The organism is Mycobacterium sp. FW102-FHT13B02, assembly GCF_058790275.1.
This window is the reverse complement of record NZ_JBYTCM010000001.1, coordinates 226,784-246,926: the sequence shown is the minus strand read 5'-3', so window position 1 is coordinate 246,926 and position 20,143 is coordinate 226,784. Positions and strand designations below refer to the sequence as shown.

The window sequence follows — 20,143 nt, the reverse complement described above, 5'->3', positions numbered from 1 at the left end:
CGCTACTCCACTCCGATCAGTAACGCATCCCCACGGTGACCGGTGTGATAGGTCACCAGCTCGGCAGCCAGGTGTTCCTGGCGCACATGTTCGGCCAGCGCGGCGCCCACCTCGGCGTCGACCCCCGCGCCGGTCAGCACCGTCACCAGTTCTCCGCCCGACGACAGCAACAGGTCGATCAGCCCGCTGGCCGCACTCACCAGATCGTGGCCGACGATCAGCACCTCGTCACCGGCGATACCCAGCCCGTCGCCGGGACGGCACCTGCCGGCCCAGGTCAACGCTGCCTCGGTGGCGATCCGCACCGAACCGTGCCGGGCGCCCGCCGCCGCGCGCGCCATGGTGTACCCGTCGTCGACCGCCTGACGAGTGGGGTCGTGCACGGCCAGCGCCGCCAATCCCTGCACCATGGACCCGGCCGGTACCGGCACCACGTCCATGCCCCAACTGATCGCCGTGGCGCAGCCGGCCACCAGCTCCTCGGCGGCGAGAAAACCGTTGGGCAGCACCATGATCTGGGCGGCGCCGGTGCCGACCAGCCCGGCGAGGAACTGCTGTGCGCTGACGGGCCCGCCGTCCGGCCGCAGCACGTGCGCGCCTTCACCGCCGAACAACTCCTCCGCACCGTCGCCGTCGACGATCGCGAGCACGGCGCGGTCCCGGCTCCAGCCGCCCGACGGCCGGGCACCGGCCGCCCCGATCAGCGCGGTGACCTGAATTCTGCTGACTGCGCCCAGGTCGAGGGCGGCCTCGATCGCGGCGCCGGCATCGTCGGCGTGCACATGCACGCTGTACTGGACACCGGCGATCGCGGCGGCGATGGCCACCGATTCACCCAGCCGCAGCAACCGGGCGCGCAGCACTTCGACGCTGTCCGGGTGGCAGTCGCCCAGCAGGTACATCACCTCGAATTGTGGTGGTGCGCCGTTGATCTCATGATGCCCGCGGTCGTGGTCCGCGGGCGGGCGCGCGGCGTCCGGCTGGTACTGGGGCCGCGGGGCCGAGGCACCGGACAGCGTCGCGGTCAGCGCGTCGAGCAGGACCAGCAACCCGCGTCCGCCGGCGTCTACGACACCCGCTTCGGCCAGCACGTCGAGCTGATCGGGGGTGCGCTCGAGCGCCACCGCGGCGGCATCCGAGACCGCGGCCGCGATGGTCGCAAGGTCGGTCACGCCGTTCTGGTTCTCGGCTTCCACTGCGGCTGCCTGGAGCACCGAGACGATGGTGCCGGGCACCGTCTGCCCGACGGACGCGACGGCCAGGACCTGCGCGTGGCGCAAGGCCGCGGCGAATTCCGGCGCGGTGATCTCACCGCACTCTCCGTCCTCGCCGCGCTGCAGCGCAGCCTCGGCGACGACGTCGGCCACCCCACGCAGGATCTGGGACAGGATGACCCCGGAGTTGCCCCGGGCGCCGCGCAAGGCCCCTGCCGACAACGCGGCCGACACTGCCGCCACGTCGTTGCCCGCCGCCTTAGCCGCCTCGTCAGCCTGAGCTGCGGCAGCACGCATGGTGAACAACATGTTGGTGCCGGTGTCGGAATCGGCGACGGGGTAGACGTTGAGCCGGTTGATCTCGTCGGTGTGGGCAATCAGATGCAGGACCGCGGTGTGAGCCCAGTCGCGTAACGCGATCCCATCCAGCGGACGGGGTGTGCGACCCACGCCAGCTGACATGTGACCTCCATCGCGTTCACCCGGGTGCACCCCGATTCTGCAGTCGCCCGCCCGGCAACCCTCGGTGCCCGCCAGCCTAGCCAGTGGCACCGACAGATCTCCTGACCAACTCCTACGGAACACCCCGCCACCAGACCCATTTTGGTGATCGTCAGGCTGCCCGGTATCCTGGTCAGGTTGTCTGTTCGCGCCTCGCAAGTCTGTGGCCGTCGGACTCAGACCCCAAGTACTGATTTTCGAGGAGTTCTTCATGGCCGCCGTGTGCGACATCTGCGGAAAGGGACCGGGCTTCGGTATGTCCGTCTCGCACTCCCACCGTCGGACCAACCGCCGCTGGGATCCGAACATCCAGACCGTGCGTGCCGTCGACCGTCCGGGCGGTAACCGCAAGCGTGTCAACGCCTGCACCTCCTGCATCAAGGCCGGCAAGGTCACCCGCGGCTAGTTTCGGCTACCCGGGGCGGATTGATTCCGCTTACCACTGAAGCTGTACACCGAGGCGCTGCGCGAAACCCGCGCAGCGCTTTCGTGTGTCTTCAGTCCCAAGACGCCGGGCACGGTCTCGACCGTAACGTGATGGCGGCCTAAGGCAGCCGCCAGTCGATCGACTCCGCGCCGAGACCCGTCAGCAGCTCGTTGGCCCGGCTGAACGGACGAGACCCGAAGAAGCCGCGGGACGCCGACAACGGCGACGGGTGCACCGACTCGATGCTCGCGCACCGCTCACCTGTGAGCATGGGCTTGAGGGTCTGCGCGTCGCGCCCCCACAGCACCGCCACGAGCGGCTGGGGCCGCGCGATCAGTGCCTTGATGGCGCACTCGGTGACGGCCTCCCAGCCTTTTCCGCGGTGCGACGCCGGATTGCCCGGCCGCACCGTCAGCACCCTGTTCAGCATCATGACGCCCTGCTTCGACCACGGGCTCAGGTCGCCGCAACCGGGCGGCTCGTAGCCGAGGTCGGCGGTGTACTCGGTGAAGATGTTGGACAGGCTGCGCGGCAGCGGACGTACCTCGGGAGCCACCGAGAAGCTGAGCCCGACGGCGTGTCCAGGGGTCGGATATGGGTCCTGCCCCACGATCAGCACCCGCACCTCGTCGAAGGGGAAGGTGAAGGCGCGCAACACGTTCTCCCCCGCCGGCAAGTAGCCGTGGCCCGCCGCGTTCTCGGCGCGCAGAAACTCACCCATCGCGGCGACCTGCTCGGCGACCGGTTCGAGCGCGCGGGCCCAGCCGGGCTCCACCAGTTCCGATAGCGGGCGGGCGGTCATGCGGGCACCTGAGATCTCACGGGTAGCCACCCTACTGACCGAACGATTCCCAGCCGCCGACTCCTTGCCATGACGCGCCGTCAAGCGTCACGCGCGGCGCGCCGGGCAGGACGGTCCCGATGGCGCGCCACCCGTCCGGCAGTGCGCCGCCGAAGGTGCCGACCAGCACGTGGTCCTCGCCGCCGCCGAGCACCCAGGAGCGGGCGTCGCCCCCGACCATCGCGGCCGCCGGCATCAGCGTGGCCACGTCGGCCTCGAGCGCCGCCGTCGAGAGGTCGACGGCTACGCCGGAGGCCTCCGCGATGTGGCCGACGTCGGCGATCAATCCGTCGGACACGTCCGTCAGCGAGGTCGCGCCCGCCGCTGCGGCAGCCGCCCCTTGCCCGTACCGGACGTGCGGCACCAGATGCCGCCGGCGCAGCTCATCGAATTCGTGGATACCCTTGTGCCACAGGGCATATCCCGCACCTGACCACCCCAGGTCACCGACCACCGCGACGGTGTCTCCCGGCCGCGCACCAGACAGCAGCACCGGTGGACGGCCGCCCAGATCCCCGAGTACGGTCACCGAGACCACCCACTGCGGCGCCGCGACCAGGTCACCACCGACGATGCCGGCGCCGAATCTCGTTGCCTCCGACCACATTCCGTCGGACAGCTCTTGCGCGTCCGCGGCCGCGGTGTCGACCGGCGCGCCGAAGCCGACGACGAACGCGTACGCCCGTCCTCCCATGGCCTCGATATCCGCGGCGTTCTGCGCAATAGCCTTTCGCCCCACGTCATGCGGCGTGGACCAGTCCCGGCGGAAATGCCGACCCTCCACCAGCATGTCGGTGGAGACCACAGCCCGGCCGTCGGGGACGGACACGAGCGCGGCATCGTCACCCGGACCGACGACGACCTCGGCGGGCTGGGTACGGCGGGCGGTCAAGCGCCCGATCACCGCGAACTCGCCGAGCTCCGCCAGGGTCTCCCCGGATTCAGCGCTGGTCATGGTGGTGGAGTCTAGGGCGCACGACGATCAAGCGGCGAGGCACGAGCCGCGTTGAAGAGTGCGGCAAGTCGATGATGCCGGTTGACCGCCGTCGGCCTGCCGGGGCGACCGGCGCTCTAGAGTTGCCGTCATGACCGAAACCGGTGACCCCGATGATCTGGATGGCCCGCCGCGCGGCGCCATCATCGCGGCCATCGTGGTGGCGGTCGCGGCGATCGTCGGGTTGCTCGCGTATGCGGCGCTGCGGCAGGCGCCGGCGGACAGGCCGGTTGCCCTCCCGCCGGCCGACGCGCCGGCACCACAAGCCGACAGCGAGCAGTGCCGCGCACTCCTCTCGGCGCTCCCGGATACCATGGGCGACTTCCGGCGGGCGACACTCGCCGACCCGGCCCCCACGGGAGCCGCCGCCTGGCTGGGACCGACCGGTATCGACACCGTGGTGCTGCGCTGCGGTGTCGAGCGCCCCGACGGCTTCGTGGTCGGCGCACCGCTGCAGATGGTGAACACGGTGTCGTGGTTCGAAGCCAGCGGCCCCTCGGCCAGCACCTGGTACGCCGTCGACCACGGCGTAGCCGACGGCGGAAAAGGGGCCACTTACGTGGCGCTGACGCTGCCGCAGGGCTCCGGTCCGACGCCGATCCAGACCGTCTCCGAGCTCATCGAGAAGGTGATGCCGGCCCGCCCGCTGGACCCGGCGCCGGCCCGCTAACGCAGGCCGGTCCCCCGTCCGACCGCCGTATCCACCATGACGCTCAGCAAGGTGGCGTAGTCGACACCGCTGGCGGCCCACATCTGCGGGTACATCGAGATGGTGGTGAAGCCGGGCATGGTGTTGATCTCGTTGATCACCGGCCCGTTCTCGGTCAGGAAGAAGTCCACGCGGGCCAGGCCCTGGCAGTCCAGCGCCTTGAACGCGCGAATGGCCAATTGTCTTATCTCGTCGGCCATTTCGTCATCGACCTTGGCCGGCACGTCCAGCTCGGCGGCGTCCTCGAGGTACTTGGTGGCGAAGTCGTAGAACCCGCCACCCACGCGAATCTCGCCCAGCTCGCTGGCCGCGACACGGCCGTCGGGGTACTCCAGCACCCCGCATTCCACTTCCCGGCCCGGCATCGCCGCTTCGACGATCACCTTCGGGTCGTGTTGGCGCGCATAGGCGATGGCCTGATCGAGCTCGTCCCACGAAGCGACGCGGCTCACACCGATGGACGATCCGCCGCGGGCCGGCTTGACGAACACCGGCAGGCCCAGGCGTTCGCGGTCATCCAGGCTCAACGTCACATCGCGCGGCCGCAGCACCACCTGGTCGCCGATCGGCAGACCGTCGGCAGCCAGCAGCTTCTTGGTGAATTCCTTGTCCATACCCGCGGCGCTGGCCAGCACGCCCGCGCCGACATACGGCACACCGGCCAGTTCCAGCAGGCCTTGGATGGTGCCGTCTTCGCCGTACGGGCCGTGCAGCACCGGGAAAACGACGTCGACGGCCGTCAGGACCTGCGCGACACCGTCCTGCAGAGACAGCAGTTCACCGCGGCGGTTCGGGTCGGCGGCCAGCGTCAGCGCGGTGCCGGACGCGGCGGTGACGCCGGGCAGCTGCCCGTCGGTGATGGCAAGGGTCTCGGGGCGACCGTCGCCCAGCACCCACGAGCCGTCCGGGGTAATGCCGACAGCGACGACCTCGTAGCGGGCCGGGTCCAGGTTGCGCAGGATGCTCCCGGCCGAAACGCAGGAGATGGCGTGCTCCGAACTCCGTCCGCCGTAAACGACGGCGACCCGGGTACGGCCGGCGGCTCCTGAGGAATGAGGGGCAGTCACAACCTAGAGAGGCTACCTGGCTACTCGAGGGCACCTGTGATGTCGGCCAGTAGGTCATCGATGTCCTCGATGCCGAGCGAGATCCGCGCAAAACCCGGCGACACCGCATCGCCCCAGCGTGCACGCCTGTCGACCGAGGTGTGGATGCCGCCGAAACTGGTGGCGGCGACCAGCAGCCGGCTGCGGTTCACCAGATCGTGCACGGCGGCGGCGTCGGCCAACTCGATCGCGAGCAGCCCGCCGAATCGCCGCATCTGATCTCGGGCCACGGGATGCGCCGCATCGGTGGGCAACCCGGGATAGCGGACGGCCCGCACAGCCGGGTGGGCGTCGAGCGTCATGGCCAGCGCGAGGGCGTTGCCGCACTGCCGTTCAAACCGCAGACCGGCGGTGCCCAGGCTGCGCAACGCCAACCAGGCCTCGAAATTCCCGAGGATCGCACCGGCCAGCAGCCGTTCCCGCTCGATGGCCGCCATCAGCTCCCGGTGGCATCCGGCGACGTAGCCGGCCAGCAGATCGCTGTGCCCGGACAGGCCCTTTGTGGCACTGGCGACCACCAGATCGGCACCGAGCGACAGCGGCTGCTGACCCAGCGGGGTCGCGGCGGTGTTGTCCACCACCAGGGTCGCGCCGCGGGAGCGGCAGATCGTGGACAACCGGTGCAGGTCGACGACATCGAGCGTGGGGTTTACCGGAGATTCGGCGAGCACGACGTCGGCATGGGACAGCTGCTCGGCGGCGTCACAGATTTCCGTGGCGGTCGCCTCGATCACGGTGACGCCACGGACGGCGAGATACTCGGCCGCGTACCGGCGTACCTGGTAATAACCATCGGCTGGGACCACCAGAGTGGTACCCGGGGCCGCCAGCACCCGCAGTGCGGACGAGATGGCGGCCATCCCCGACGAGAACGTCAACGCCGAGATGGCGCCTTCCAGTTCGGCCAGGGCCGATTCCAGTTGGCGCCAAACTGGATTGGAGTTGCGGCCGTAGAAGTCCAGACCGTCGGCTTCGTCGTCGGACAGGTGATACGCCGCCACCGGAACCGGCGGCGGCGCCACCGGCTGCCCTGGAACCCGCTGTGATGCAGTCGCTTTGACGCTACGGGTGGAATCGCCGAACTGGCCGTCCATTGCTCACTCCGGCTTGGTGCTGCGGCCGAGGACCAGTGCGAAGGCTTCGTCGACCGATAACCCCTTGTGGCACACCCGGTTCACGGCGTCGGTCAGCGGCATCTCGACGTCGTAGCTCTCGGCGAGGGCCAGCACCGACTGGCAGGAGGTGACGCCCTCGGCGACTTTCCCGCTGGCCGCAGCCATCGCCGATTCCATGGTGCCGCCGCGGGCCAGGCGCTCACCGAAGCTGCGATTGCGGGACTGTGGCGAAGTGCAGGTGGCGACCAGATCGCCGACGCCGGCCAGGCCGGCCAGCGTTACGCCTTTGGCACCCAGCGCGATTCCCAGCCGCATGATTTCGGCCAGGCCGCGGGTGATGATCGCGGCGGCGGTGTTCTCGCCGAAACCGACGCCGGCAGCCATTCCACACGCCAGCGCGATGACGTTCTTGCAGGCCCCGCCGATCTCGGCGCCGATCACGTCGGCGTTGGTGTACGGCCGGAAATATCCTGTCGCGAACGCGCGCTGCAGGGCGACCGCCCGACCCGAGTCGGTACACGCGATGACAGTGGCGGCGGGCTGTTCGTCGACCACCTCACTGGCCAGGTTGGGCCCGCTGAGCACGCCGACCCGGCTCGGATCAGCACCGGTCACCTGGACGATGACCTGGCTCATGCGCAGCAGGCTGTCGAGTTCGATGCCCTTGGCCACGCTGACCAGCGTGGTGTCGCCACCCAGGTGGCCGGTCCAGTCGGTCAGGTTGGTGCGCAGCGTCTGGGACGGCACGGCCAACAGCACCGTGCAGGCACCCGTCAGCGCTTCGGCGGGATCCGCGGTCGCTTTGATGGACGCCGGTAACGCCCGGTCACCGAGATATTTCGAGTTCCGGTGCGTCTCGTTGACCTCGCGCGCCACCTCCGCGCTGCGCGCCCACAACGTCACATTGTTGCCCGCGTCCGCCAGGACTTTTGCCAGTGCCGTCCCCCACGCTCCGGCACCCATCACCGCTGCCTCCACCACGGCGTCAACAGTAGTCCCGCCGACCCTTTGGCAGTATGGCGGTCATGAGCATCGACCCGAGTGTGGACACGGCCGACGGCGGCACCGGTGTCGGGTTGATCATCGCGGTGAAGCGGCTGGCCGCGGCCAAGACGCGGCTGGCCCCGGTTTTCGCCGGCGATCTGCGCGAGCAGGTCGTGCTCGCGATGCTCCTGGACACCATCACCGCTGCCCTGGCCGTGCCCGCCGTCGGCTCCGTCACCGTCGTCACCCCGGACGCGGAGGCGGCCGCCGCGGTGCGCGAGCTCGGTGCCGACGTGCTGGTGGACCCCACTCCGGCGGGACACCCCGACCCGTTGAATCACGCACTCGCGGCCACGGAGCGGTCCTTGCGGGACCGGGTGACGAACATCGCGGTATTGCAAGGCGATCTGCCTGCGCTGCGCACCGCGGAACTGGCCGACGCCATCGCCGGCGCCAGTCGGCATGCGCGCAGTTTCATCGCTGACCGGCACCGCACCGGCACCGCGGCGCTCTTCGCATTCGGCGCCCGCCTCGACCCCGAATTCGGTGCCGATTCCGCACGGCGCCATGCAAATTCGGGTGCGGTGGAGCTGTCGGGCGAATGGCCGGGACTGCGCTGCGACATCGACACCCCGGACGATCTGGAGACAGCGCGCAGACTCGGCGTGGGTCCCGCGACGACCCGGATCGTCAGCGCCGCACGGTGAGGGCAGACGCCCCGGTCTGACGATCGAGCATCACCAACCATGTGGCCTGCACCCTGCCGATAGGGAATGATCGTCTGGGTGACCGAAGCCGACACCCGATCAATGCAGACCGAGCGGGCCTCAGTCGACGGCCCGCGTGCGCGGGCGGCTGTCGACTCCGACCCGGAGCCGCTGCCCGCGGCCACCGCGGATCCGACAGACGGCGCGCTACCCGATGACCGCTACCTCAACCGTGAGCTGAGCTGGCTGGACTTCAATGCCCGGGTGCTGGCGCTCGCCGCCGACCGGTCGCTGCCGCTGCTGGAGCAGGCCAAGTTCCTGGCGATCTTCGCGTCGAATCTCGATGAGTTCTACATGGTTCGGGTGGCCGGGCTGAAGCGCCGCGACGAGACCGGTCTGTCGGTCCGGTCGGCGGACGGCCTGTCCCCTCGCGAACAACTGCGCCGGATCGGTGAACGCACCCAGCAGATCTCGACCCGGCACGCCGCGGTGTTCGGTGAGGTGGTGCGCCCGGCGCTGGCAGAGCAGGGCATCACGATCGTCAACTGGAGCGAGCTCGACGAGAACGAGCAGTCCAAACTCTCGACCTACTTCCACGATCAGGTGTTCCCGGTGCTGACGCCGCTGGCCGTCGACCCCGCGCACCCGTTCCCGTTCGTCAGCGGGCTGAGCATCAACCTGGCCATCACCGTGCGCAACCCCGACGACGGCACTCGGCACTTCGCCCGAATCAAGGTGCCGGACAACGTCGATCGTTTCGTCGAGCTGCCCGATCCGGAGTCGATGGGCGACGGCGTCAAGTTCCGCGTGCGGTTCCTGCCGATGGAAGAGCTGATCGCCGCATTCCTGCCGGTGCTGTTCCCGGGGCTGGACATCGTCGAACATCACGCATTCCGGATCACCCGTAACGCCGACTTCGAGGTCGAAGAGGACCGCGACGAGGATCTGCTGCAGGCGCTGGAACGCGAACTCGCCCGGCGCCGATTCGGTTCCCCGGTGCGGCTCGAGGTCGCCACGGACATGACCGAGAACATGCTCGACCTGCTGCTGCGCGAGCTGGATGTGCACCCTGGCGACGTCATCGAAGTTCCTGGACTGCTGGATCTTTCGTCGCTGTGGCAGATCTACGGCGTCGACCGGCCCGACCTGAAAGACCGGCCGTTCGTACCGGCCACTCCCCCGGCGTTCGGCGAACGTGAGACACCCAAGAGCATTTTCGCGACGCTCCGCGACGGCGATGTCCTGGTGCACCACCCGTACGACTCGTTCTCCACCACGGTGCAGCGCTTCATCGAGCAGGCCGCCGCCGACCCGAATGTGTTGGCCATCAAGCAGACCCTGTACCGGACTTCGGGCGACTCCCCGATCGTCAACGCGCTGATCGACGCCGCCGAGGCCGGCAAGCAGGTGGTGGCCCTGGTCGAGATCAAGGCCCGCTTCGACGAGCAGGCCAACATCAAGTGGGCCCGGCAACTGGAGCAGGCAGGCGTGCACGTGGTGTACGGACTGATCGGTCTCAAGACGCACTGCAAGACGGCGTTGGTGGTGCGACGCGAAGGTTCGACCATCCGCCGCTACTGCCACATCGGCACCGGCAACTACAACCCGAAAACCGCGCGCCTGTACGAGGACGTGGGCCTGCTGACCGCGGCACCCGAGATCGGTGCCGACCTCACCGATCTGTTCAACTCGCTGACCGGGTACTCGCGCAAGGTCTCGTACCGCAATCTGCTGGTGGCCCCGCACAGTGTGCGGCGCGGCATCATCGAGCGCATCGAGCGCGAGATCGAAGCCAAACGGGCCGGCGGCGACGGCCGTATCCGCATGAAGATGAACGCCTTGGTCGACGAGCAGGTCATCGACGCGCTGTACCGGGCGTCGCAGGCCGGGGTGCGGGTGGAGGTCGTGGTCCGGGGCATCTGTGCGCTACGTCCGGGTGCCGAAGGGTTCTCCGAGAACATCGTGGTGCGCTCGATTCTCGGCCGCTTCCTTGAACATTCACGCGTTATTCACTTCAACGCCATCAATGAATTCTGGATCGGCAGCGCCGACATGATGCATCGTAATCTCGACCGTCGCGTCGAGGTGATGGCTCAGGTGAAGGATCCGAGACTGACCGAAGAACTGAGCGGGGTGTTCGATTCCGCGATGGATCCCGCGACCCGCTGCTGGGAGCTGGGTCCCGACGGGCACTGGACGGCGCTGCCACGGGAAGGCGAGAAGGTACGGGATCACCAGGTGTCGATCATGGAGCGGCACCGGACACCGTAGTTTTTCGCCCGGCAAGCCACGCCCCGCGAAAACCTGATCCCGACGACCACACCCAGGAGCACAGGTGCCGAACAAGACGGCGCACGACACCCCCGCGACGCCGGTGTTCGCGGCCGGAGCGGTGTTGTGGCGCCCCGGCGAATCCGGGGATCCGCTGATCGCCGTCATCCACCGCCCGCGTTACGACGACTGGTCACTACCCAAGGGCAAAGTGGATCCCGGTGAGACCGAACCGGTTACCGCCGTGCGCGAAATCTTGGAAGAGACCGGCTATGAATCGGTACTGGGCCGGCGGCTGGCGTCCGTCACCTATCCGCTGGAGTACGGCACCAAGAAGGTCCGCTACTGGGCGGCCCGCACGACCGGTGGTGGGTTCAGCCCCAACGCCGAAGCGGACAAGCTCGACTGGCTACCGGTTGCCGACGCCATGCTCCGGCTGCAGTATCCCCATGATCGAAAGGTACTGCGGCGCTTCGTCCGTCGACCTGCCGATACCCGCACGGTGCTGATCGTCCGGCACGCCACCGCGGGGCGCAAAGCCCGGTACAAGGGCGACGATCGGCTGCGACCGCTCGACATGACGGGCCGGGCACAAGCGGAATCGCTTGTCGGCCAACTGCTCGCCTTCGGCGCCAGCGATGTCTACGCGGCATCGCGGACCCGGTGCCACCAGACGATGGAGCCGCTGGCGCAGGAGCTCGGTGTCCAGATACGGGACGAGCCGACCCTCACAGAAGAGGCCTATGCAGCTGACGCCGATGCGGCACGGAAGCGGGTGCTGAAGATTGCCGCGAAAAGCGACAGCGAAACAGTCCCCGTCATCTGCACCCAGGGCAAGGTGATCCCGGGCCTGATTTCGTGGTGGTGCGAGCGCAGCGGTATCCGGCCCGACAAATCACGTAATCGCAAGGGCAGCATGTGGGTGATGACGCTGCACGGTGACGCGCTGGTCGCCGCGGACCACATCGGCAGCCCCCTACCGACAAAGCTTTAGCGGCCGCCCGTTCCGATGGGCCCAGCCCACACACAGACACGCCGTGGATCGCATGATCCACGGCGTGTCCGAGTCGGACCTATCGGTAGGGCTTAGCGGCGACCCTTCTTGGCGGGCGCAGCCTTCTTGGCCGGTGCGGCCTTCTTGGCCGGAGCGGCAGCCTTCTTAGCCGGTGCGGCCTTCTTGGCGGGTGCGGCCTTCTTGGCCGGAGCCTTGGTGGCGGCCTTCTTGGCCGGAGCCGCGACCTTCTTGGCCGGAGCGGCGGCCTTCTTGGCGGGAGCGGCCTTCTTGGCCGGAGCCTTGGTGGCGGCAGCCTTCTTGGCCGGAGCGGCCTTCTTGGCGGGGGCAGCCTTCTTGGCGGCACCACGCTTGGCCGGAGCTGCGGTCGCGCCGCGCTTGACCGCGGGACCTTCGGCCGAAAGACGCTGCGCACCAGACACAACAGCCTTGAACTGGGCGCCCGGGCGGAACGCCGGAACCGACGTCGGCTTCACCTTGACGGTCTCACCGGTGCGCGGGTTGCGCGCAACACGGGCAGCACGGCGACGCTGCTCGAAGACGCCGAAGCCCGTGATGGTGACGCTCTCGCCCTTGTGCACGGCGCGCACGATGGTGTCCACGATGTGCTCGACGGCCGCGGTGGCCTGACGACGATCGGTGCCCAACTTGTCTGTCAGGGCATCGATGAGTTCTGCTTTGTTCATCCAAAACCTCCGATGTCAGTGGCCCTGGGTGGACCGACTACTGCACACGGTAAACCCAGTACCCGCCGATTTCCAAGAGCCACGCCCGGTTTCGGGCATAGCTATCGCGAATTTCGGCAATCCGGTTGGCCCACTTGGGAGGTGGTTAACAGGTTTCGAAAGGTGGTTGCGGGGGCAGGGATTCGAGCTGCACCCGAGTGCCGAAATTGCTCCGCAGGCCCTCAGACGGGACCTGCGGAGCGCCTGCTTCAGGCCGGCAGCGTGCGGGGTTTGTAGCTCGGACGGCGCTGCTCGTACGCTTCGATCTCATCGCGTTTCCGCAGCGTAAGGCCTATATCGTCGAGTCCTTCGAGCAACCGCCACGCGGTGTAATCGTCAATCTTGAAGGGCAGCACGACCGTTCCGGCGGTCAAATTCCGATCTTGAAGATTCACAGTGATTTCCAGGCCTGGATTCTGCTCGATGAGCTTCCAGAGCAGTTCGACATCGTCCTGCGCGACCTCCGCGGCGAGCAATCCGGCCTTGCCGGAATTGCCGCGGAAAATATCTGCGAATCGCGACGAGATGACGACCCGGAATCCGTAATCCATCAACGCCCAGACCGCGTGTTCGCGCGAGGAGCCGGTGCCGAAGTCGGGGCCGGCGACCAGAACCGAGCCCCGGTCGAACGGCGGGAGGTTGAGAATGAACGACGGATCGGTGCGCCACCCGGCGAACAGTCCGTCCTCGAAACCCGTTCGGGTGACCCGCTTCAGGTACACCGCCGGGATGATCTGGTCGGTGTCGACGTTCGACCGGCGCAGCGGAACGCCGATTCCGGTGTGGGTGCGAAAAGCTTCCATGATGATGCGCTCCTAGCTCAGAACAGGGCTCAAGTCAGAGGGTGAGGACAGGGTTCCGCGCACCGCCGTGGCGGCGGCGACGGCGGGTGACACCAGATGGGTGCGGCCGCCCTTGCCTTGGCGGCCTTCGAAATTCCGGTTCGACGTGGACGCGCTGCGCTCGCCCGGAGCCAGCTGATCCGGGTTCATGCCCAGACACATCGAGCAGCCGGCCTGCCGCCACTGCGCGCCCGCAGCGGTGAAAACCTCGCCCAACCCTTCGGATTCGGCCTGCGCCCGCACCGCCATCGACCCGGGTACCACCAGCATCCGCACCCCGTCGGCGACCTTGCGACCACGCAGCACATCGGCCACCACGCGCAGGTCCTCGATCCGGCCATTGGTGCAGGAACCGACGAACACCGTGTCCACCGCGATGTCCCGCATCGGCATATTGGCCTGAAGGTCCATATAGGCCAACGCTTTTTCAGCGGCCAGCCGCTCGCTCTCATCGAACATCTGTTCTGGATCCGGAACATTCGCGGACAGCGGCACGCCCTGTCCGGGGTTGGTGCCCCAGGTGACGAACGGGCTCAACGTCGCCGCGTCGATGTGGACCTCGGTGTCGAATTCGGCACCCTCGTCAGTACGTAACGCGGTCCAGGCTTCCACAGCCGCGTCCCAATCGGCGCCCTTCGGCGCGTGCGGCCGGCCCTTGAGGAACTCGAACGTCGTCTCGTCGGGGGCCACCATGCCGGCACGGGCGCCGGCTTCGATGCTCATGTTGCAGATCGTCATCCGGCCTTCCATCGACAGCGATTCGATGGCGCTGCCGCGGTATTCGATGACATGGCCCTGACCGCCGCCGGTGCCGATCTTGGCGATGACCGCCAGGATGATGTCCTTGGCGCTGACGCCCGGCGGCAGCACGCCGTCGACGTTGACCGCCATGGTCTTGAATGGCTTGAGCGGCAACGTCTGGGTGGCCAGCACATGCTCGACCTCGGACGTGCCGATGCCCATGGCGATGGCACCGAAGGCGCCGTGCGTGGACGTGTGGCTGTCACCACACACCACCGTCATGCCGGGCTGGGTCAAACCCAGCTGCGGACCGATGATGTGCACGATGCCCTGCTGCGCGTCACCCATCGAATGCAGGCGGATGCCGAATTCCGCACAGTTGCGCCGCAGCGTCTCAACCTGAGTGCGCGACACGGGGTCCGCGATCGGCTTGTCGATGTCGACCGTCGGGACGTTGTGATCCTCGGTGGCGATGGTGAGGTCCGGGCGGTGCACGGGCCGACCGGCCAGCCGCAGGCCGTCGAACGCCTGCGGGCTGGTGACCTCATGCACCAGATGGAGATCTATATAGATGAGATCGGGTTCGCGGGCAGCGCCTTCGCCGGCGCCCTCGACCACCACATGGTCCGCCCAGACTTTCTCCGCCATGGTGCGTGGCTTGTTCGTCATGACTGTGCAGTTCCTTCCGCGATACCCGGGAGGCTGACCTACCGTCTCACGATGCGGAACGCTAGTATCTCCCTGTGAGACAGGATAGCGGCATCGGCGTCCTCGACAAAGCGGTGGGCGTGCTGCATTCGGTGGCTGACTCCCCGTGTGGACTGGCCGAACTGTGCGCCCGCACCGGGCTGCCCCGGGCCACCGCCCACCGGCTGGCAGCCGGGCTTGAGGTTCACCGACTTCTGGCCCGCGACAACGAAGGACGATGGCGGCTGGGCCCAGCCCTGACCGAACTGGCGGGGCAGGTCAACGACCCGCTGCTCAGTGCGGCAGGCGCGGTGCTCCCCCGACTGCGCGAGATCACCGGCGAGAGCGTGCAGCTGTACCGCAGGGAAGGCCTGGTGCGGGTGTGCGTCATGGCGCTCGAACCGCCGTCCGGCCTGCGCGACACCGTGCCGGTGGGCAGCCGGCTGCCCATGACCGCCGGCTCCGGCGCCAAAGTACTGCTGGCGTACAGCGATCCCGCAACCCAGCAGGCGGTGCTGCCGACGGCGAAGTTCACCGATCGCGTGCTGGCCGAGGTCCGCCGGCGCGGTTGGGCGCAGAGCGCGGCCGAGCGCGAACCCGGCGTCGCCAGCGTTTCGGCACCGGTGCGGGACAACCGGGGCGCGGTGATCGCGGCAGTGTCGGTGTCCGGGCCGATCGACCGGATGGGCCGCCGTCCCGGTGTCCGCTGGGCGAGCGATCTACTGGCTGCGGCCGAAGCGCTCACCCGCCGGCTGTGACGCAGACCAGCCAACCTTTGAATCCGCTGCATACGTCGACGACGACGGCGCCGATCACCTAAGTTCTTAGGGGACCCCGCGGGGTCGGGTCGCCCCTTGCCGGAAAGTAGGTTTCATCGTGTCGCAGCCACCACAGTGGCTGGCAACCGCACGGATGCTGCGCCGCACGGGCTTCGGAACCACCGGAGCCCAGGTGGACGCTGTGGTCAACCAGAACTGGTCGGCCTACCTGGACACCGTGCTGAATCTCGATCCGAACGCCGACCCCGGCGCGATCGCGACCCCGATGCCGAGATCCGCCATCCCGCAGTATCCGTCGTCGGGTGCGTCGGCCACCGAGATCGCCGCCTTCGGCCAGGAACTCGTGGCGCGCATGCAGGTGCTTTCCGGCTGGTGGCTGCGCCGCATGGCCGCGGTGCAGCAGCCCATCCACGAGAAGCTGACCCTGTTGTGGCACAACCACTTTGCCACTTCCGCGGAGAAGGTCAACGCGGCACAGCTGATGGGCGAGCAGAACGAGAAGCTCCGCACCCTGGCGCTCGGCGACTTCCACACCCTGGCGTACGCCATGCTCACGGACGGGGCCATGCTGCACTGGCTGGACGGTGACGTCAACACCGCCGCGGCGCCGAACGAGAACCTGTCCCGGGAATTCATGGAGCTCTTCACCATGGGGCATGCCAACGGCTACACCGAGTTCGACGTCAAGGAAGGCGCCAAGGCACTCACAGGACGACACCTGCGGCCCGACGGCAGCACCGTCGTCTACCCCGAACACCACGACGAGTCGAGCAAGACCGTGCTCGGAGTGACGGGCAACCTGACCGATACCGACTTCTGCGACATCGTGCTGCGCCAGCCCACCTCCGCCGCTTTCGTCGCCGGAACCCTGTGGCGCCTGCTGGCTTCGGACCAGCCGGCCTCCCCCGACACCGTGGCCCGCCTGGTTGCGGCCTACGGCCCGAACCGGGATCTCAAGGCACTCACCAAGGCGGTGGTGCTCGATCCCGAATTCACCAAGGCCGCCGGCACGGTGGTCAGCACGCCGGTGGAATGGCTGATGGGCATCGTCCGGTCGCTGGCGGTCCCGCTCGACGACGACCACGTGCTCGCCGACCTCGACCAGGTGCTCCGCGTGATGGGCCAGCGCCCCTTCTACCCGCCGGACGTCGGCGGCTGGCCCCGTGGGCAGCTCTGGCTGTCGACCAACAGTGCCGCAGCGCGAGTCTGGGCCGCGAACCGGCTGCTGGCCCTCAGCGATATCAGCGCGGTCGAGAAGATGTCATCCAGTGAACGGATCGACGGCGTGGGTTACCTGTTCGGCATCGGCGCCTGGTCGGATCGCTCGGCGGCCGCACTCAAACCGTTGGTCTCCGATCCGCACCGGCTGGTGGCAGCGGCCGTCATCGCCCCCGAATACGTGACGTCCTGAGGAGATCGCGCAGATCCCATGCCCGAGTTCAATCGCCGCAAGTTCTTGATCGCCAGCGCCGGGGTCGGCGCGGCCGGTCTGCTCGGCGGCGTCGCCGCCGTCACGCTGCCTGATCTGCTCCACGAAGCCCGGGACCGCCCGCTGCAGGCCAATCAGGGCATCCTGGTGATCGTCACCCTCTACGGCGGCAACGACGGCCTCAACACCGTTATCCCGTACGCGGACAACGCCTATCATGACGCCCGCCCCGAGCTGGCCTACAAGCCGGAGGAAGTGCTGCGGCTCGACCCGGCATTCGGGCTCAATCCCGCATTGACCGGGATGTCGAAGCTGTGGCAATCCAACAAGCTCGCAATCGTGCGCGGTGTCGGCTACCCGAAGCCGGACCGCAGCCACTTCCGCTCGATGGACATCTGGCAGACGGCCAATCCCGTCGACGCGGTCACGAGCGGCTGGATCGGCCGCTGGCTGGACACCAGCGGTGACGACCCGATCCGGGCCGTGAACATCGGCACCGTGCTGCCGCCGCTGGCCGTCGGTCAAAAGCACGTCGCGGCATCGCTTTCCGACTTCGTGCCGGCCATCCCGCCCGATGTCGCGCGCACGTTGGCCGCGCTCAGCGCCGACGACCCGCACGACACCACCGCCATGAGCCAGGTATGCGAGTCCTACCGGTCCAATCACTCCACCAACAGCCGCTTCGCCCCGGTGATCAACGGCGGCCTGCAGACCATCGGCCAGGCCGACAACCAGTTGGCCAGCGACCTCGAACTGGTGGCCCGCTGCATCCGGGCCGGCGTGCCCACGCAGGTGTACATGACGCAACTACTGGGCTTCGATACCCACGCCGACGAGCGCGCCCCTCAGCAGGCGTTGCTCAAGACCCTCGACGATGCCCTGACGCCCTTCTTCCACAAACTCCAGGGCACGCCCTACGGCCGCAACGTCGTCGTCCTGATGTACTCCGAATTCGGGCGGCGCGTGGCCGCCAATGCCTCGCAGGGCACCGACCACGGCACGTCGGGCCCGGTGTTCATCGCGGGCACTCCCGTCAAGGGCGGCTTCTACGGAGACGAGCCGAGCCTGACCGACCTCACCGACGGCGATCTGAAGACAACCGTCGACTTCCGTGACGTTTATCACGAACTGCTCCACGGCACCCTCGGCGCGGATCCGGAGCCTTCGGTGGGCCGCGGACGGCGGGACATCGGATTCCTGGCCGGCGGAAAGTAATACCCCGGTAAAGACAAAACGCCGGACCTGTTGTCAGGTCCGGCGTTCGTACGTACCCCCGATGGGATTCGAACCCACGCTACCGCCGTGAGAGGGCGGCGTCCTAGGCCGCTAGACGACGGGGGCTAGAACTTCCGGAGCGATAGCTTAGCTCAGTCGCGCTGACTGACCTAATCGCTCCGGCAGCTGGGGTACCAGGACTCGAACCTAGAATGGCGGTACCAGAAACCGCTGTGTTGCCAATTACACCATACCCCATTTGATGCCCATCACCGCAGGTCACGGGCATCTTCGGACCGAAAGCCTCAGCGGATGTTCGCCGCTTCTGCTTTCCGGGCCGACGAGCAGACTACCAAACAGTTGGCCCTGTCTTTAAATCGCCCGCTCACAGCCCGTTTCGGGCCGCTTGCAGCCGCGCCAGACTGCGCTCACGTCCGAGCAGTTCCATCGACTCGAACAGCGGCGGGCTGATGGCGGCGCCGGTGACCGCCACCCTGATGGGACCGAACGCCTTGCGCGGCTTGAGTTCCAGACCGTCGAGTAGCGCTGCCTTGAGCGCGGCCTCGACGTTGGCGGTGTTCCAGTCCGTGACGGCCTCCAAAGCGCTCAGCGTGGCGTCCAGGACCTCTGCAGCCTCCGGCTTGAGTTCCTTGGCCGCCGACTTCTCGTCGATCACGTAGGCGTCGTCGTTGAAGAACTTCACGAGGTCCCACGCGTCGCCGAGCACGACGATCCGCGTCTGGATCAGTTCGGCCGCCGCGGCGAAACCCTTGGCGTCCAATGTGGTGTCGTGGCCGTGCTGTTTCAGGTAGGCGTCGAGTCGTTTCGCGAAGTCGTCCGGGGCCAGCCGGCGGATGTGCTCGGCGTTGATGGCGTCGGCCTTCTTCTGGTCGAAACGTGCCGGGTTCGAGTTGACGTTGACCACATCGAAGGCGGCCACCATCTCATCGAGGCTGAAGATGTCGTTGTCGTCGGCGATACCCCAGCCCAGCAGCGCCAGGTAATTCAGCAGGCCTTCCGGAATGAAGCCACGATCACGATGCAGGAACAGGTTCGACTGCGGATCGCGCTTGGACAGCTTCTTGTTGCCGTCACCGAGAACACTTGGCAGGTGCGCGAATTGGGGCACCGCGTCAGCGACACCGATCCGCATCAGTGCCTGGTACAGCGCAATCTGCCGTGGCGTCGACGGCAGCAGATCCTCGCCGCGAAGCACATGGGTGATCTTCATCAACGCGTCGTCGACCGGATTGACCAAGGTGTACAACGGATCTCCGCTCGCGCGGGTGATCGCGTAGTCCGGAACCACGCCGGCGGCAAAGGTCGTCTCGCCACGCACCAGGTCCACCCAGGTGATGTCCTCGTCGGGCATCCGCAGGCGCAGCACCGGCTTTCGACCCAGAGCCTCGAAGGCGGCCTTCTGCTCGGCAGTGAGGTCACGGTCGTAGTTGTCGTAACCCAGCTTCGGGTTGCGGCCGGCCGCTATGTGCCGTGCCTCGACCTCCTCGGGTGTCGAGTAGGCCTCGTAAACCTCGCCCGCGGCAAGCAGTTTCGCGATGACGTCGCGGTAGAAGTCGCTGCGCTGCGACTGCCGGTAGGGCTCGTACGGGCCGCCGACCTCTGGACCCTCATCCCAGTTCAAGCCCAGCCAGCGCAGCGCGTCGAGAATGGCGTTGTAGCTCTCCTCGCTGTCGCGCGCGGCGTCGGTGTCCTCGATCCGGAAGACGAAGTCGCCACCGGTGTGTCGCGCGTAGGCCCAGTTGAAGAGCGCGGTGCGGACCAGGCCGACGTGTGGGGTGCCGGTCGGTGACGGGCAGAAGCGAACCCTGACAGGTGTGGTCACG

18 protein-coding genes and 2 tRNA genes are annotated in these 20,143 nt (G+C 67.7%); 8 read left to right on the top strand and 12 right to left on the bottom strand.

Annotation, left to right across the window (positions count from 1 at the left end; translation table 11 throughout):
* Window positions 1–2: 2 nt before the first annotated feature.
* Window positions 3–1,676 carry a DAK2 domain-containing protein gene (locus AC3WTE_RS01180; protein ID WP_492434949.1) on the bottom strand — a complete coding sequence of 558 codons (1,674 nt, stop codon included), beginning with the start codon at window positions 1,674–1,676 and terminating at the stop codon, window positions 3–5.
* A 250-nt stretch (window positions 1,677–1,926) separates the two neighbouring features.
* Between AC3WTE_RS01180 and rpmB the strand changes: the two genes are divergently transcribed.
* Window positions 1,927–2,121 carry a 50S ribosomal protein L28 gene (gene rpmB, locus AC3WTE_RS01175; RefSeq protein ID WP_459369564.1) on the top strand — a complete coding sequence of 65 codons (195 nt, stop codon included), beginning with the start codon at window positions 1,927–1,929 and terminating at the stop codon, window positions 2,119–2,121.
* Window positions 2,122–2,260: 139 nt separating this feature from the next.
* Here rpmB and AC3WTE_RS01170 read toward each other — a convergent pair whose 3' ends face one another.
* Together AC3WTE_RS01170 and AC3WTE_RS01165 are read right to left on the bottom strand one after the other, a co-directional pair.
* Window positions 2,261–2,944 (bottom strand): uracil-DNA glycosylase, encoded by a 684-nt coding sequence (locus AC3WTE_RS01170; RefSeq protein WP_492434947.1) that lies wholly within the window; start codon window positions 2,942–2,944, stop codon window positions 2,261–2,263.
* A gap of 31 nt (window positions 2,945–2,975) precedes the next feature.
* Window positions 2,976–3,938 (bottom strand): thiamine-phosphate kinase, encoded by a 963-nt coding sequence (locus AC3WTE_RS01165; RefSeq protein WP_492434946.1) that lies wholly within the window; start codon window positions 3,936–3,938, stop codon window positions 2,976–2,978.
* Window positions 3,939–4,068: 130 nt separating this feature from the next.
* On the opposite strand from AC3WTE_RS01165, the gene AC3WTE_RS01160 reads away from it, so the two are divergent.
* Window positions 4,069–4,647, top strand: a complete 579-nt coding sequence (locus tag AC3WTE_RS01160; RefSeq protein WP_492434944.1) for a DUF3515 domain-containing protein — start codon at window positions 4,069–4,071, stop codon at window positions 4,645–4,647.
* Here the strand turns inward: AC3WTE_RS01160 and AC3WTE_RS01155 are convergent.
* The 3 genes from AC3WTE_RS01155 to AC3WTE_RS01145 are packed head-to-tail and all read right to left on the bottom strand — an operon-like array spanning window position 4,644 to window position 7,870.
* Entirely contained in the window at window positions 4,644–5,753 is a 1,110-nt protein-coding gene (locus AC3WTE_RS01155) for a D-alanine--D-alanine ligase family protein (RefSeq protein WP_492434943.1), read from the bottom strand. The two genes, AC3WTE_RS01160 and AC3WTE_RS01155, sit on opposite strands and share 4 nt — an antisense overlap.
* Window positions 5,754–5,773: 20 nt before the next feature.
* Complete coding sequence (locus AC3WTE_RS01150; protein WP_492434941.1) at window positions 5,774–6,886, bottom strand: cystathionine gamma-lyase; 1,113 nt, start codon at window positions 6,884–6,886, stop codon at window positions 5,774–5,776.
* Between the two features lie 3 nt (window positions 6,887–6,889).
* Window positions 6,890–7,870 (bottom strand): NAD(P)H-dependent glycerol-3-phosphate dehydrogenase, encoded by a 981-nt coding sequence (locus AC3WTE_RS01145; protein WP_492435463.1) that lies wholly within the window; start codon window positions 7,868–7,870, stop codon window positions 6,890–6,892.
* Window positions 7,871–7,932: 62 nt separating this feature from the next.
* Here AC3WTE_RS01145 and cofC point away from each other — a divergent pair, with 62 nt between their 5' ends.
* From cofC to mutT1, 3 genes are all read left to right on the top strand, one after another.
* Window positions 7,933–8,598 (top strand): 2-phospho-L-lactate guanylyltransferase, encoded by a 666-nt coding sequence (cofC, locus tag AC3WTE_RS01140; protein ID WP_492434939.1) that lies wholly within the window; start codon window positions 7,933–7,935, stop codon window positions 8,596–8,598.
* Window positions 8,599–8,676: 78 nt separating this feature from the next.
* Complete coding sequence (locus AC3WTE_RS01135) at window positions 8,677–10,869, top strand: RNA degradosome polyphosphate kinase (protein WP_492434937.1); 2,193 nt, start codon at window positions 8,677–8,679, stop codon at window positions 10,867–10,869.
* Window positions 10,870–10,933: 64 nt separating this feature from the next.
* Window positions 10,934–11,863, top strand: coding sequence for an 8-oxo-(d)GTP phosphatase MutT1 (gene mutT1 / locus AC3WTE_RS01130; RefSeq protein ID WP_492434935.1), 930 nt, complete (start codon window positions 10,934–10,936; stop codon window positions 11,861–11,863).
* Between the two features lie 92 nt (window positions 11,864–11,955).
* Here the strand turns inward: mutT1 and AC3WTE_RS01125 are convergent, their stop codons facing one another.
* From AC3WTE_RS01125 to leuC, 3 genes are all read right to left on the bottom strand, one after another.
* A complete protein-coding gene (locus AC3WTE_RS01125; RefSeq protein WP_492434934.1) occupies window positions 11,956–12,567 on the bottom strand; it encodes an HU family DNA-binding protein in 612 nt (203 codons plus the stop codon).
* A gap of 248 nt (window positions 12,568–12,815) precedes the next feature.
* Window positions 12,816–13,409: a 3-isopropylmalate dehydratase small subunit gene (leuD, locus tag AC3WTE_RS01120; protein WP_138229916.1), complete on the bottom strand. Its 594-nt coding sequence runs from the start codon at window positions 13,407–13,409 to the stop codon at window positions 12,816–12,818.
* A gap of 12 nt (window positions 13,410–13,421) precedes the next feature.
* Window positions 13,422–14,858: a 3-isopropylmalate dehydratase large subunit gene (leuC, locus tag AC3WTE_RS01115; protein ID WP_492434932.1), complete on the bottom strand. Its 1,437-nt coding sequence runs from the start codon at window positions 14,856–14,858 to the stop codon at window positions 13,422–13,424.
* Between the two features lie 74 nt (window positions 14,859–14,932).
* On the opposite strand from leuC, the gene AC3WTE_RS01110 reads away from it, so the two are divergent.
* The 3 genes from AC3WTE_RS01110 to AC3WTE_RS01100 all read left to right on the top strand — a co-directional run bounded on the left by AC3WTE_RS01110 (window position 14,933) and on the right by AC3WTE_RS01100 (window position 18,299).
* Window positions 14,933–15,634 carry an IclR family transcriptional regulator gene (locus AC3WTE_RS01110; RefSeq protein WP_492434930.1) on the top strand — a complete coding sequence of 234 codons (702 nt, stop codon included), beginning with the start codon at window positions 14,933–14,935 and terminating at the stop codon, window positions 15,632–15,634.
* 115 nt (window positions 15,635–15,749) lie between these two features.
* The gene (locus AC3WTE_RS01105; RefSeq protein WP_492435461.1) at window positions 15,750–17,066 is read left to right on the top strand and encodes a DUF1800 domain-containing protein; all 1,317 of its coding nucleotides are present in this window, start codon (window positions 15,750–15,752) and stop codon (window positions 17,064–17,066) included.
* Window positions 17,067–17,084: 18 nt separating this feature from the next.
* Window positions 17,085–18,299 (top strand): DUF1501 domain-containing protein, encoded by a 1,215-nt coding sequence (locus AC3WTE_RS01100; RefSeq protein ID WP_492434929.1) that lies wholly within the window; start codon window positions 17,085–17,087, stop codon window positions 18,297–18,299.
* Between the two features lie 53 nt (window positions 18,300–18,352).
* On the opposite strand, the gene AC3WTE_RS01095 is transcribed toward AC3WTE_RS01100, so the two are convergent.
* The 3 genes from AC3WTE_RS01095 to gltX form a co-directional block, all read right to left on the bottom strand.
* Window positions 18,353–18,425 (bottom strand) — tRNA-Glu (locus tag AC3WTE_RS01095).
* Between the two features lie 60 nt (window positions 18,426–18,485).
* Window positions 18,486–18,557, bottom strand: a tRNA-Gln gene (locus AC3WTE_RS01090).
* A gap of 127 nt (window positions 18,558–18,684) precedes the next feature.
* On the bottom strand, window positions 18,685–20,142 hold the full coding sequence (gene gltX / locus AC3WTE_RS01085) for a glutamate--tRNA ligase (protein ID WP_492434928.1): 1,458 nt from the start codon (window positions 20,140–20,142) through the stop codon (window positions 18,685–18,687).
* Between the last annotated feature and the right edge of the window lies 1 nt (window position 20,143).